The organism is Synechococcus sp. Nb3U1 (genome assembly GCF_021533835.1).
GTDB lineage: Bacteria > Cyanobacteriota > Cyanobacteriia > Thermostichales > Thermostichaceae > Thermostichus.
This window is the reverse complement of record NZ_JAKFYQ010000003.1, coordinates 246,522-259,004: the sequence shown is the minus strand read 5'-3', so window position 1 is coordinate 259,004 and position 12,483 is coordinate 246,522. Positions and strand designations below refer to the sequence as shown.

The following is a 12,483-nucleotide window of genomic DNA, read 5'->3' as shown; positions in this document are numbered from 1 at the left end:
AGTGGGTTCTCTAAGCAGAATATTAACCAGGTTCCGCCCTAGAACCCAAACGTTACATCCTGACATACCCGAGCCCATCGTCCCGATTTCGGCTTTAGGCCTCGGCAGGTGCGTCGAAGTGTTTTTCCAAAATAGTCGTCAGAGTAGCTTTGGGAACGGCGCCCACCACGACATCCACTTTCTGGCCATCCTTGAACAGCATCAGGGTGGGAATGCTGCGAATCCCGTACTGACTGGCGGTTTGAGGGTTCTCGTCAGTGTTGATCTTCACGACCTTGACTTTGCCGACATACTGCTCAGCAATTTCCTGCACCACAGGAGCCACCATCCGGCAGGGGCCACACCAAGGAGCCCAAAAATCCACCAGAACCGGAATGCTGCTGCCTAGCACCTCTGTTTCGAAGGTGGCATCAGCAATATCTACTGCTGCAGACATGCTCGGAGAACTCCTGAAACGTATTCGTTATATTTGCCTACTCTACCACAGCTCCGCCTGTCGCTGCTGTCTTCAGCCCGCCCGTCGCAAGCTGTCCCTCAGCCGCTCTCCCAGTAGCTGCACACCATAGGCCGCCAACCCCAGCCCCACCATGGCAAACATGAAGGTGATCAGGGAAACCGAGCCCACCAACAGGTAGCGCACCAAAATGCTGATCCCACGTGCTAAAGAGCTGCCCTCCCAGTCCACTGGCGGCAACTTAGCCAACATCGAGAGCAGCAGTTGAAAAAATCCGTAGCCCAGGCCGGCGGCGATGGAGGCTCCCAAGAGCGCATTGAGGGGATTGGGGGATCCCTGTGGGGAAGAAGACATGGAGCAGCACCGGAAAACTCACCTTCATTCTAGGCTCCAGGTACAATGTGGGAGTTTCTTTTCAGGAAAAAGCAGGATCATGGGCAGTGGGTCTGAGGTGGGATCCCATTACGACATTTTGGGGGTCTCGGCGCTGGCCACGGCGGCTGAGATTAAACGTGCCTATCGTCATTTGGTCAAGCACCATCATCCCGACAGTCTGCTGGCCAAAAAAGACTGCGCCACCTCCGAGCGCATCCGCCAGATCAATGCTGCCTATACGGTGCTCAAAGATCCGCAATCCCGTCGCGAGTATGACCACCAATTGCAACCCCCGAGTGCTTCATCTCGCCCCCAGCCGACGGGATCCTCTAGGGAAACGGTTAGCCATGAGGCCACTGCCCGCGAAGTCTGGATTCGGCAGGTCTATACTCCCCTGAATCGGGTTTTGGGGCCATTGTTGTCCTCCTTAAAACCCCAGTTGAATGCGTTGGCGGCGGATCCCTTCGATCCCGATTTGCTGGATGCCTTTGTTGTTTACCTGGAGGAGTGCGGTCAGAAGTTGGCCCAAGCTCAGCAAATTTTTCGCCGCATTCCCAATCCCAGCAGCCTGGGGGGGGTGGCTTCTCGTCTCTACTACGCCCTCAACCACTTGGAAGATGCGCTAGAGGAGCTGAATTTTTTCCCCCTTAACTTCGACGACCGCCATTTGCATACGGGGCAGGAGTTATTCCGACGGGCCAAGGGCTTACGGGCTGAGGCGATGGAGGCTTATGCCAACAGTTCACGCTAACCCCGAACCCGCTCCGCCACTGGGCATTGCCGGACGCGGATCGTAGGGAGTTGGAATGTACTGCACCGAAGGACGACCCAGAGCAGCCTGAGGATACAAATCCATCAGGGCATAGATCTGGGGTGGCAAGTCGGTAGAAATGGGCAAGCCCAACCCTTGTGCTTCTTCGGCGGTGATCGGGTAATCGTGGGTGACTTGTCCGCTAGTCAATGCTTGAATCAGGGGTTCAACCCGTTCAGGATCAATTTTGCGTTTGGGCACATCATCCTTGAGGAGATCGCGTACGAAGTTCTGCACCTGCCCCATTGCTTTACGGGCCAGATCCCCCAAAATCAGCGTTTGGTCGTCGATTTCGGCAATAGGTTTATCCGCCAACACCTGCAGGATACTGGCGGCGGCATAGCCCCCCAACTGCGGATCCACCGGCCCGAGTACCGCATTGGCATCCATGACAATTTCATCGGAGGCCAGCGCCAACATCGTTCCCCCCGACATGGCGTAATGGGGCACAAACACCGTCACTTTGGCCGGGTGACGAATCAGGGCACGGGCAATTTGTTCGGTGGCCAATACCAAGCCGCCGGGGGTGTGCAAAATCAAATCAATCGGGGTATTCGGTGGGGTAAGCCGAATCGCCCGTAACACCTGTTCGGAGTCTTCGATGCTGATGTAGCGGGAAACCGGGATCCCCAGAAAACTGATCGACTCCTGGCGGTGGATCAGCAAAATCACCCGGCTGCCCCGTTTTCGCTCTAGCTCGCGAATCGCCATCAAACGACGGAACTCCTGGGCACGGCGATTGAACAAGGGTTGCAAAGAGCTGAAGATCAAAAAAATCCAGAACAGGCTGCCCCAATCCACCTTTACACCTCAGACGGGATCCCTTTGCTTCCAGCATAGGAGATCAGGTGTACCGGATTTTGGGTCGGGATTAGGCTGATCTACCCGCACCAGGGGAATTTCCGTGCGCTGATTGCGGGCATCAGCCGGGTTCATATTGGGTCAATGGGGGATCCCTTCAAACCAATCCCAACCCAAGCAGGAGTCCTGCGATGCCCAGAGCTAGCCCGGTTGCGCCCCAACTGAGTGCTACAGAGGTATATGCCTGCGCGGGATCCCCTGCAGAAGAAACCAACGGGGCACCCTGCCCATAACCCCGCAACCGCAAAGCTTGGTAAACGCGCTCAGAGCGCTCGTAGCTGCGCACCAGCAAAGTCCCCAGCAAAGAAGCCAGGAAGGGGAGATCTCGCCTCAGGGATCCCCCCGGTCGCCAGCCCCGCAATTGGGCTGCCCGTCGCATTTGCTGCCATTGGGATCCCAGCTCCTGGAGATAGCGATAGGTCAGCCAGGCCAGCTCCAAGAGTAAATCCGGGATCCCCAACCGCCGTACAGCCGCCAGTAACTCCGTAAGGGGGGTGGTTTCTAGCAGCAACAGGCTGAGGGTGAAAATGGCCCCCAAGCGGCCCCCCATCCGCAGCACTATCGCGATTCCCTCCCAGCGCACCGCCAGGGCTCCCCAGCGCCAAATGACGGTTTCTCCCAACCAAAAGGGCAGCACCAGGATCAACCCAGTCACCAGTACCCCCGGCCCCGCCAGCCGCCTCAGCCACAAGCGCCAGGGCAATCCCGAGATCCCCCACAACCCCACTGCCACAACCCCGATCACCGGCAGCAAAGCCAAGCGCTGAATCGCAGCAAAAGCCACCATCAACGCCAGCAACCCCAGTAGCTTGGGAAGGGGTCGCCAGCGATGGATCCAGGAAGGTGTTTTGGCTGAAGTTTTGGCAGTCAGGGATCCCCCCACTTCACCCTTTCCCATACCCGCTGGGACTGAGGGCCGGCTCTACTGGGGTGGATTGCGGGTTAGTTGTTGCCCAGGAGGGCTGAGGCAAAGAGTCGGCCAAAAGATCTGGCTGCACCCGCTGTAGAAACAGCAGCACCCAACTGGTGAACAATCCCTCTAAGACAATGACGGGGATGTGAGCCAAAACCAAAGTTCCGGTGGTCAGCCGTTCTGCTTCGGTAGCTAGCAGGGGCGAACCGGATAAACCGGCGATCACCACCCCGTAAAACAGCAGCACCGCCAACCCCGCCCCCACAACCCCCGCCCAAAAGGCGGCCATCCCTGTACCCAGCACTCGACGCCCAATCCGAAAGAGACCCCCCGCCAACCAAGCAGGGATTCCCATGATTGCGGCATTGATCCCCAAAGTCGTGAGCCCACCGTGCCCAAAGGCCACCACCTGAAAAAACAAACCCACCACAATGGCAGGATAGGCCAATGGCCCTAGCAGCGAACCCACCAACCCATTCAACAAGAAATGGACGCTGGCGGGAGGGATAGGGAGGTGAATGGAGGAGGCGACAAAAAAAGCCGCCGTGAGCAAAGATGCTTTCGGTAACTGCCGGCGGGGATCGGACTCCGGCATGAAACGGGATCCCCGCTGGCCAACCCGCAAGCTGTAACCAGTCAGGAGTGTGGTGATGCCGTAGCCCCCCAGCCAAAGCGGTAGGGGCAAAATGCCGTCACTGATGTGCATGGTTAGTCGTGCTCCAGAACAGGTGCGGTGAACGCTGAGCGGCTAGGCTGGGTTTCCCGACGCGGTGTAGAGAAAAACAAAGCAGTAGCTAAGCAACCCCAGATCACACAGGCTGCCATTACCCCCCGTTGCAATGGCCCAAAGGATGGGGAACTGCTGACCCCGGCTGCTATGGCGGCATCCTCTCCCACCGGCACATTCAGCAACACCCCATGCCCAGCCTGTCGAATCCTCACCTGCCAAAGGCCGCTGAGTTGGGGATCCGGTTGCAAGACAAACTGCCCGGCGGCATTGGTTTGCCCCTCTTGCCAAGGCGTGGCAGGATCCGTGGGCGCAAACACGGTTACCTGAGCAGATCCCATCGGTTCGCCGGTATCATAGCGGGCCTTGATTTGAAAGGTTGGGATGGCCCGATAAGACGCTTCCACCCCATGTGCCGAGGCCACCCTGGCAATCAGCAGACTGAGACCGATCAACCCCAGAGCCAGTTTTAACCTTCCAGAAAAGCCCATTCGGTGGGCTGGCGCTACATACTGCTGGCGCGACAAGGAGAGTGGGTACATGGCAAGTGTTTGTTTGAGCGGTTGACTGGTTTTCCGGATGGTTCTGGTGGGGGCTAGGGGCGGGCTGTGGTCTGGCGGCAGTGCCCTTCCCCGACATGGCCCAATTCCCTCAAGATCTCCACCACTTGGTCGGCTTCGGCTGGGCTGAGATTCTCCTGCAGGCTGGCCCAATCCATTTCCAGGGATCCCCCAACGGCCAAAGCCGCAAAAGGAGCAAATCCCAGCGCCGATTGATTCAAGCTGTCTTCAGGAGGCAATTCCCCATCTCCGAACAGATGGTCGAAGTGGAACGTGGCCTCTAAATCGGCTATTGAGTTGGGGGTAACGAACCCTTTGCGGTCTTCACCGATATACTCGCCACAGGTAAAGGCCAGTTCTTGCGGGAATTTAAGTACAAAATCTATTGCGTCGCCGGGTTCTCCCTCCTGAGGTTGAGCGGATCCCTGAATCCAGAGGGAATAGCCCGTGGCCGGCCCAGCAACAGCGGGAACCATCCGCCAAGAGAAGGCATTGTAGTGACCAGGGGGGACGTCTAGGGATCCCAGCAAGGCCCGTTCTTCAGGGGTGCTGACCAAGTTGACGGTGATTGGGCCGGGTAGACCCACTTGGGTTTGCGCTTGCAAGGCTGCCTCGGATTCTGGCTCAAAGGGGGGATCCGCTTGGTAGGCCGTGATCTCCGCCAGCGTCACGTACACCTGGTCGAAACTCAGTGCCCAGCCATCTTTGGAGACAAAGCCCTCCCGAATGAACGCCTCGCCGTTGGCCCATAATTCCAGGGTGCCTGTCTCTGCCGCTACTGAAAGGGTGGATTGAGAGCCTGTTTCAGCCTCAGGTCCTCCAGCCATGGAATCAGGATTCTGGCGACAAGCAATCAGGGTGGATCCCAGCCCTACCATCAGAACCAACAAAGTCAGCCTGTTCCCCAAGGGATCCCAGGGTGAACGGCCCAACCCAAATGAACTGTGCTTCACACGTCGCCCTATTGCGGTACTGTTCTACCGAAACACAGGCATTCCTGGGTCACAATCCCCTGCCGGGGCATCTCAGGCAAAAAAATGAGCGAGATCCCGATCCCTGCCGTTCAATCTCTGCACTGGCCTTATTCCTGGGCCAAGTTTCCGGCCCGTACCCAACCTTCTTGACCATCCTGACGACGAATGCGCTGCCAACGGCCATCTTCGCTCAAGCCCAGCACCGTCACCACCTCGTTCATGGGCACACCGCCGATATAGGCCCCCTCCGCCTCCGGAGAGGCTCGCAAAGCCAGCCCAATCGGCTCGATCACCCGCCCTTGTCCGCCGGATGTAACGGTTGCCACGACAGGGGGGCGAGTCGGCAAAGGCGTCAACTCAACTGTGGGATCCTGCGGGGGAGTGACAGTGGCCACCGCTCCAGAATCTGCAACTGGGCCCAGGTTGCCAGCTCGTACCCAACCCTCCTGTCCATTCAGCTCTCGCCGTACCCGTTGCCAAAGGCCATCAGCACTGTACTCCAGCACGGTCACGGTTTCCCCCACCACGATCCCCCCCTGATAGGCACCCTCAGCGGCAGGTTGACTGCGAATGGCCAGCCCAATCGGCTCGATCACCCGGCCTCGACTACCGGGGGGAAACCCCTCAGGGTCAATCCTGCCTGCGGCAGGCCCCTCAGTGACAGGGATATCCGTGGGCAAACTGACTGGACTGGGCAAGGGATCCAACCGCACTGCCTGTTGAAACTGAGGTACGGAAGGTGGCTCCAGCATCGGCAATACAATCTGCCAAACCTGCCAACCCAAAGCAGCCAAAGCCCCGACCGAAACACTGGCTACCATCAAAGTACCAAAGGGAAAACCGCCGGAAGAAGGAGAAGAACGACCGCGCATGGGGTAGCGATCCAAAGATTCGTCATCCAAATCCTGTACCCATGGGGACTCATGGAGAGAAGAAGCCGCCGACCGCAATCTGGGATCCCGGTTCATCCTCTGCACAGCCGGGGTAGACACGGACTGTCCAACATTCTGGCGACTCACCTCAGGTTGAGAAGTCGTCTCGTTCGGGTACATGGGTTCTTCACCTCGACCATCCAGAAACACACCAGAGACACCTATCGATAGGCTCTCAAGCCACCGACGGGCATAGCGCTGACTCCAGTTTGGCAACCGGGACTGAGGAGCGCTGAAGGGCTTGCATCCCAATTTATAACATCCTCGGATCCCACTCTCTAGGGATCCCCCACTAGCCCAACAGGTGCTTCAGACCCTCTACCAAGCGGCCAATCCCTTCCGCCGCCCTAGTCTGATCCAGCGCCCCATAGGCAACCCGGACATAACAGATTCCTTCTCCCGACTTCAACCCAAAGGTATCCCCGGGGATCACCGCCACCCGATGCTCACGGATCAGGTGCTCCACCACCGCCATGGCCGGCCAATCGGTTTTCAGACGCAGCAAAAAGTAAAAGGCTCCCTGTGCGGTGGGGATCTGCACCCGTTCTCCCAAGGTTTGAAAAGCAGATAGAGCCACCTGACGCACCGCCACCAGAGATTCCAGCCGTTCCCGACAATAGGCGGATCCCACTTGTAACGCCCCCAAAGCCGCGTATTGAGAGATCACCGGCGGACAGATCAAATTGGTGTCCTGGATCTTCAGGATCGGCATAAATAGCGCCTCCGGGATCACCATATAGCCGATGCGCCAGCCAGCAAACCCATAGGACTTGGACAGGGAAAACAGAGAGATCGTGTGGTGGTTGCCTTCCGGCACACTCACCAAAGAAAAAGGGGGGATCCCATCGTAAAGGAAGTACTCGTAGGCTTGGTCGTGAATGTGGTAGAGACCGCGCTCTCGGCACAGGTGGTTGACGGCCTTGAGATCGGTAGGCGGATACACCACCCCAGTGGGATTGTTGGGAGAAATAGTGACGATCCCCCGCGTTCGCTCTGTCAGGGCCGCCTCAATTTGCTCAGGCTGCAACTGGTAGTTTACGTCCGTAGGCACACAGACGGCCCGACACCCCGCCATCGTCACCGCCATTTCGTGGTTGAAGTAATAGGGGGTTTGCAGGAGGATCTCATCTCCGGGCTGGGTAATGGCCAGCACTGCATTGAGAAAGCCCATATTGCTGCCCGCTGTCACCACCACGCGCCGCCCCGACCCCGTTTGGTAGCCATCCTCCTGGCACAGCTTCTTTTCGATGGCCTCGATGAGTGAGGGGATCCCGTGTACCGGTTGATACTGGTGATTGCTAGGCTGGGAGAGAAACTCTGGGATTTGCTCTAGGGCTTCTTGGGGTGGGCCGTAGTAGGCGATCCCCTGTCCGAGAGAAATAGTGCCAGGGTGCTGACGGATCAACTCCGCCACTAGCGGGATCATGGGGGATTGCACCGCCTGCATTCGGGAGAGCATCATCAATTTGGGCGGTGAGATAGGTATTGAACTCACTCGTTGGTGAATTTATTCTGCCAGTCCGTGGTCAAAATTTCCCGCCCAAACACCCAGCCGGCCAGGATCAAGGGCAACGCCAAGCCTAAAAAGCCAAAGAAGCTGAACACCTGCGCCACCTGTCGCTGGGCTTTTTTCTTCTTGGGATCCGGGATGTTATTGGCGGCCAGCACAACCTTGGAACAGAAGGCCACCACCACCGCCCCCACCGGCCCCAACACTAGAGAGGGCCACAGCCAACCCTCCACCTGCGAAAACTCGTAGGCTCCCGTCAGCGGGATGATCACAAAACAGGCCAATTCCAGAACCCCCCAGGTGAAGAGGGCCAACTGGATATCTTTGCGAAAGACTTCATTAGGATCGTACATAAGCCTCTGGAATGAAGCGCCGCCCTGCCACTCTCAATTTTTTACCCTCGATCTGAACCGCCGGGATCCAGCCTGACACCCCCCGCCGCTTGGCCCACCTACTGGCATGGGATCCCTTTTTCGGATCCCTCCCACCTTACCCTTCCCCTTGATTCCGGGCAACCTAGTAGAATGATGCCCCGATTTTGGAACCAGCCTCCGTTAATTTACGGAGAGCAAAGAGTGCTCCAGCAGGGATAAACTCCTTATGTGATGCAATGGTAAAACCTGAAATAATCTAAGTAAATCGCTTGGGTTTACCATCCATTCCAGCAGAGATTCCGGTTGAGTTTGCGCGGTTTGCCGCTTTCTCTTCTCCCATGAGCAAGCTGGATCAGGGGGCTTTCAATCCTAGAATTGCTGCCCGTGAGCCCTTGCCCAAGACCACACCCATGTTGCCCACCCCGAGAGTCCCAAGTCGCCATGTCACGTATCCTCATCATTGATGATGATCCCAGCATCTGTGTACTGTTACAGCGGTATTTGCAGCGGCAGGGGTATTCGGTCGAGGTGGCAGTTACCGGGGCGGAAGGCTTACAACGGTTGCGCTCCTTCCAACCGATTTTGGTGATTTTGGATCTGAATTTGCCGGATGTGAGCGGTTACGACCTCTGTCAGCAAATGCAAAAAGAAACTGGCGTGTACGTGCTGATGCTGACCAGCCGGGTCAGTGCTGCCGACAAATTGCAGGGTTTCCAGTTGGGGGCAGATGACTATCTGACCAAGCCTTTCAGCTTGCCAGAATTACAAGCGCGAGTGCAAGCTATTTTGCGGCGACAACGGCTAAAAACCGAGATTGCCAGCGCGCCGATGTTGACCTTCGCCTCTTTGGTGATCGACCCCGAAACGCGAGAAGTGACCCGAAATCAGCGCCCGATCAACTTGACTGCGTTGGAATTTGACCTGCTCTACGCTCTGGCCCGACATCCGGGCCGGGTTTGGCGACGGGCTGAGTTAATTCAGGAGGTGTGGGACTTCAACCACGAGGGGGATGAACGGGTGGTAGATGTTCACATCGGTCAGATCCGCAAGAAACTAGAAACGGATACCAGCAAACCGGAGTTGGTTCGCACCGTGCGTGGGGTGGGCTACAAGTTTGAACCCCCTTCCGGGGAGGGGTGGGTGGGGGAAAAGAACTAATCCAGGCGACGGCCCGTCAGCCGCACGAAGATATCCTCTAAGTTGGCAGGACGTACCATCAGGCCGGTTTTGTCGGGTTCTAACTCCAACTGCCTTTGGGCTTCGGCCAAGCTGGGGAAAAAGGTGTAGTCGGCCTCGAGTCCGGGACGGGAACGCACCAGTAGGGCTTCCCCATGTTTGGCTCGCAACTGGGCTGGGCTGCCCAATTCGATCAACCGCCCGCCCTCCATAATGCCGATGCGGTCACACAGTTCTTCTGCTTCTTCCATATAGTGGGTGGTCACCAACAAGGTCATCCCCTGCTGGTTCAAATTCCGCATGATCTCCCACAGTAGCCGCCGTGCCTGCGGATCCAACCCGACAGTAGGCTCATCCAAAAACAAAATTTGCGGTCGATGCAACAGGGCCCTGGCCACTTGTAAGCGGCGTTTCATACCCCCGGAAAGGGTTCTCACCTTGTCCTGTCGCCGATCCGCCAGGCGCACATACTCCAGCCACTGGTCAATGCGCTGTTGCCGCTCCGGGTTGGGGATGTGGTGCATTCGGGCATGAAACTCTAGGTTTTCCCAAACGCTCAGCTCCGCCTCTAGAGTGATTGGTTGCAATACCACCCCGATCTGTTGCCGGACAAGCAAGGGATCCCGTACCACGTCGTAGCCCCCCACCTGAATGGATCCCTGGCTGGGTCGGGTGAGGCTGGTCAGCATACGGATGGTGGTCGATTTCCCGGCTCCATTTGGCCCTAGCAACCCGAACACTTCTCCCTGTGGGATCCGTAAACTCAGGTCTTGAACGGCAACCTGCTCCCCAAAGCGTTTCCATACCGATTGCAGTTCCACCGCCGCCGGCTGGGTCTGAGGTAAGGTTGGGGCCATCGAAAGGGCTGTCACAATCCGCTCCGTCCGTAAGTGTGAAGAAATCTTTCCTTTCCAGCATACGCCGAAGCCGGGATCCCGGAATTGCCCTCGGAATTGGGTGACATACCGCTGTGATGGGCAACATTCGAGATATTCAAGAGCTGCTCCGCAGCAAGAAGGGATCCCTAGCCCAATTCCCGCAAAGGAGGGATATTACAGATGGTTACAGGGAGTGGTAGGCTGATCGTAATAGCGAAACGGAGTTCTTAGGGCAGACATTCAAGCAAGCTGGGTTTCGCTGCCGGGATCCGGCTGCTCTTGGTGGGATCCCTCCGTTCCATTCAATTCTCACACCCGACATCACTGAGCACATAAGATAAGGAGCTGAGCCTCAACAATGGTTACTGCCACCGCTACTGCCACCAATATCGGCTATGTTACTCAGGTCATTGGGCCTGTGATTGATGCCGAGTTTCCCAGCGGCAAACTGCCCGAGATTTACAATGCCCTCAAGGTGGAGGGGACAACCGAAAGCGGCCTTCAGATCAACGTCACCTTCGAGGTACAGCAGCTTTTGGGAGATAATCGCGTGCGTGCCGTGGCCATGTCTTCCACCGACGGCCTGGTGCGGGGGATGCAGGTGGTGGACACAGGTTCTGCCATTAGCGTGCCGGTTGGGCAACCCACTCTGGGTCGCATCTTCAACGTGTTGGGGGATCCCGTCGATCAGGGGGAGGCTGTGCAGGCGCAAGAGTTCTCGCCCATTCACCGGGATGCGCCGGAATTTGTCGATCTAACCATCAAACCCGAACCTTTTGAAACCGGGATCAAGGTGATCGACCTGCTCGCCCCCTTCAAAAAGGGCGGTAAGGTGGGTCTATTTGGCGGTGCCGGGGTGGGCAAAACCGTACTCATCCAGGAGTTGATCCACAACATTGCCGAAGAGCACTCCGGCCTATCGGTCTTTGCAGGTGTGGGGGAACGCACCCGTGAGGGGAACGACCTCTACAACGAAATGAAAGAATCCGGTGTGCTCGACAAAGTGGCTCTTGTCTACGGCCAGATGAACGAGCCTCCTGGTGCCCGCATGCGGGTGGGGCTGACGGCTCTGACCATGGCGGAGTACTTCCGCGACACCAACAAACAGGATGTGCTGTTGTTCATCGACAACATCTTCCGATTTGTGCAAGCTGGATCGGAAGTGTCGGCTCTGCTGGGTCGGATGCCTTCTGCGGTGGGCTACCAGCCCACTCTGGCCACTGAAATGGGCAACCTGCAAGAGCGCATCACCTCCACCAAACAGGGATCTATCACCTCAGTGCAGGCGGTGTATGTGCCCGCCGATGACTTGACGGATCCGGCTCCGGCCACGACCTTTGCCCACCTGGATTCCACCGTAGTGCTTTCTCGCGGCTTGGCGGCCAAAGGCATCTATCCGGCGGTGGATCCCCTCGATTCCGCTTCCACCATTCTGCAAGCGGATATTGTCGGGGAGGAGCACTACACCACAGCCCAAGCGGTGAAACAAACTCTGCAACGCTACAAAGAGCTGCAAGACATCATCGCCATCTTGGGTCTGGATGAACTCTCGGAAGATGACAAATTGGTGGTGGCACGGGCCCGCCGCATCGAGCGCTTCCTGTCACAGCCCTTCTTCGTGGCGGAAGTGTTCACCGGCTCTCCCGGAAAATATGTGAAATTAGAAGATACTATCAAGGGTTTCCAACGCATTTTGTCTGGGGAATTGGATAGTCTGCCGGAGCAAGCCTTTTACTTAGTAGGCAGTATCGAGGAGGCGATTGAGAAGGCTGAGAAGCTCAAGTCCAAGGCTTAAAGCTCTCTTCTCAGGCTCGTTTTTGCTTGGCCCCTGAAGGGGCTTTTTTTATTTTTTATCCTGTCAATTAATGTGCTTCAGGATACACTTTTTCGGCTTCGCATAGGCTCTTGAGCTAGGCAAAAAACTTTATGGGGCAAGGG

14 protein-coding genes are annotated in these 12,483 nt (G+C 57.1%); 3 read left to right on the top strand and 11 right to left on the bottom strand.

All coding sequences use genetic code 11. From position 1 onward, the window contains the following. Positions 1–94: 94 nt before the first annotated feature. Together trxA and L1047_RS15595 are read right to left on the bottom strand one after the other, a co-directional pair. Positions 95–436 carry a thioredoxin gene (gene trxA, locus L1047_RS15600; protein ID WP_235279946.1) on the bottom strand — a complete coding sequence of 114 codons (342 nt, stop codon included), beginning with the start codon at positions 434–436 and terminating at the stop codon, positions 95–97. 72 nt (positions 437–508) lie between these two features. Then, positions 509–808, bottom strand: a complete 300-nt coding sequence (locus L1047_RS15595) for a DUF3082 domain-containing protein (protein WP_235279944.1) — start codon at positions 806–808, stop codon at positions 509–511. Between the two features lie 79 nt (positions 809–887). Here L1047_RS15595 and L1047_RS15590 point away from each other — a divergent pair, with 79 nt between their 5' ends. Then, positions 888–1,580: a J domain-containing protein gene (locus L1047_RS15590; RefSeq protein ID WP_235279942.1), complete on the top strand. Its 693-nt coding sequence runs from the start codon at positions 888–890 to the stop codon at positions 1,578–1,580. Here L1047_RS15590 and L1047_RS15585 read toward each other — a convergent pair. The 8 genes from L1047_RS15585 to L1047_RS15550 form a co-directional block, all read right to left on the bottom strand. Further along, a complete protein-coding gene (locus L1047_RS15585; RefSeq protein WP_235279940.1) occupies positions 1,572–2,441 on the bottom strand; it encodes an SDH family Clp fold serine proteinase in 870 nt (289 codons plus the stop codon). The two genes, L1047_RS15590 and L1047_RS15585, sit on opposite strands and share 9 nt — an antisense overlap. A gap of 157 nt (positions 2,442–2,598) precedes the next feature. Further along, entirely contained in the window at positions 2,599–3,399 is an 801-nt protein-coding gene (cbiQ, locus tag L1047_RS15580) for a cobalt ECF transporter T component CbiQ (RefSeq protein ID WP_235279938.1), read from the bottom strand. After that, positions 3,386–4,120, bottom strand: coding sequence for a cobalt transporter CbiM (cbiM, locus tag L1047_RS15575; RefSeq protein WP_235279937.1), 735 nt, complete (start codon positions 4,118–4,120; stop codon positions 3,386–3,388). Before cbiM ends, cbiQ begins: the two co-directional genes overlap by 14 nt. A gap of 2 nt (positions 4,121–4,122) precedes the next feature. Continuing rightward, positions 4,123–4,683 carry a hypothetical protein gene (locus L1047_RS15570; RefSeq protein ID WP_235279935.1) on the bottom strand — a complete coding sequence of 187 codons (561 nt, stop codon included), beginning with the start codon at positions 4,681–4,683 and terminating at the stop codon, positions 4,123–4,125. 53 nt (positions 4,684–4,736) lie between these two features. Continuing rightward, the gene (locus L1047_RS15565; RefSeq protein ID WP_235279934.1) at positions 4,737–5,591 is read right to left on the bottom strand and encodes a DUF4382 domain-containing protein; all 855 of its coding nucleotides are present in this window, start codon (positions 5,589–5,591) and stop codon (positions 4,737–4,739) included. A gap of 191 nt (positions 5,592–5,782) precedes the next feature. Next, complete coding sequence (locus L1047_RS15560; RefSeq protein ID WP_235279932.1) at positions 5,783–6,727, bottom strand: SH3 domain-containing protein; 945 nt, start codon at positions 6,725–6,727, stop codon at positions 5,783–5,785. A gap of 172 nt (positions 6,728–6,899) precedes the next feature. Then, the gene (locus L1047_RS15555) at positions 6,900–8,054 is read right to left on the bottom strand and encodes a pyridoxal phosphate-dependent aminotransferase (protein ID WP_235279930.1); all 1,155 of its coding nucleotides are present in this window, start codon (positions 8,052–8,054) and stop codon (positions 6,900–6,902) included. 44 nt (positions 8,055–8,098) lie between these two features. Further along, complete coding sequence (locus L1047_RS15550; RefSeq protein ID WP_235279928.1) at positions 8,099–8,470, bottom strand: hypothetical protein; 372 nt, start codon at positions 8,468–8,470, stop codon at positions 8,099–8,101. 462 nt (positions 8,471–8,932) lie between these two features. Between L1047_RS15550 and L1047_RS15545 the strand changes: the two genes are divergently transcribed. Further along, positions 8,933–9,649, top strand: coding sequence for a response regulator transcription factor (locus L1047_RS15545; RefSeq protein ID WP_235279927.1), 717 nt, complete (start codon positions 8,933–8,935; stop codon positions 9,647–9,649). On the opposite strand, the gene L1047_RS15540 is transcribed toward L1047_RS15545, so the two are convergent. Further along, positions 9,646–10,539, bottom strand: a complete 894-nt coding sequence (locus tag L1047_RS15540; RefSeq protein WP_443081735.1) for an ABC transporter ATP-binding protein — start codon at positions 10,537–10,539, stop codon at positions 9,646–9,648. The genes L1047_RS15545 and L1047_RS15540 overlap by 4 nt on opposite strands. Positions 10,540–10,903: 364 nt before the next feature. Between L1047_RS15540 and atpD the strand changes: the two genes are divergently transcribed. Further along, the gene (gene atpD / locus L1047_RS15535; RefSeq protein WP_235279925.1) at positions 10,904–12,340 is read left to right on the top strand and encodes a F0F1 ATP synthase subunit beta; all 1,437 of its coding nucleotides are present in this window, start codon (positions 10,904–10,906) and stop codon (positions 12,338–12,340) included. Positions 12,341–12,483: the final 143 nt, after the last annotated feature.

Excerpts from the sequence above, each read along its gene's own strand:
- trxA (WP_235279946.1), bottom strand. The coding sequence starts at position 436 with ATGTCTGCAGCAGTAGATATTGCTGATGCCACCTTCGAAACAGAGGTG.
- L1047_RS15595 (WP_235279944.1), bottom strand. The coding sequence starts at position 808 with ATGTCTTCTTCCCCACAGGGATCCCCCAATCCCCTCAATGCGCTCTTG.
- L1047_RS15590 (WP_235279942.1), top strand. The coding sequence starts at position 888 with ATGGGCAGTGGGTCTGAGGTGGGATCCCATTACGACATTTTGGGGGTC.
- cbiQ (WP_235279938.1), bottom strand. The coding sequence starts at position 3,399 with ATGGGAAAGGGTGAAGTGGGGGGATCCCTGACTGCCAAAACTTCAGCC.
- cbiM (WP_235279937.1), bottom strand. The coding sequence starts at position 4,120 with ATGCACATCAGTGACGGCATTTTGCCCCTACCGCTTTGGCTGGGGGGC.
- L1047_RS15570 (WP_235279935.1), bottom strand. The coding sequence starts at position 4,683 with ATGTACCCACTCTCCTTGTCGCGCCAGCAGTATGTAGCGCCAGCCCAC.
- L1047_RS15560 (WP_235279932.1), bottom strand. The coding sequence starts at position 6,727 with ATGTACCCGAACGAGACGACTTCTCAACCTGAGGTGAGTCGCCAGAAT.
- L1047_RS15555 (WP_235279930.1), bottom strand. The coding sequence starts at position 8,054 with ATGCAGGCGGTGCAATCCCCCATGATCCCGCTAGTGGCGGAGTTGATC.
- L1047_RS15550 (WP_235279928.1), bottom strand. The coding sequence starts at position 8,470 with ATGTACGATCCTAATGAAGTCTTTCGCAAAGATATCCAGTTGGCCCTC.
- L1047_RS15545 (WP_235279927.1), top strand. The coding sequence starts at position 8,933 with ATGTCACGTATCCTCATCATTGATGATGATCCCAGCATCTGTGTACTG.
- atpD (WP_235279925.1), top strand. The coding sequence starts at position 10,904 with ATGGTTACTGCCACCGCTACTGCCACCAATATCGGCTATGTTACTCAG.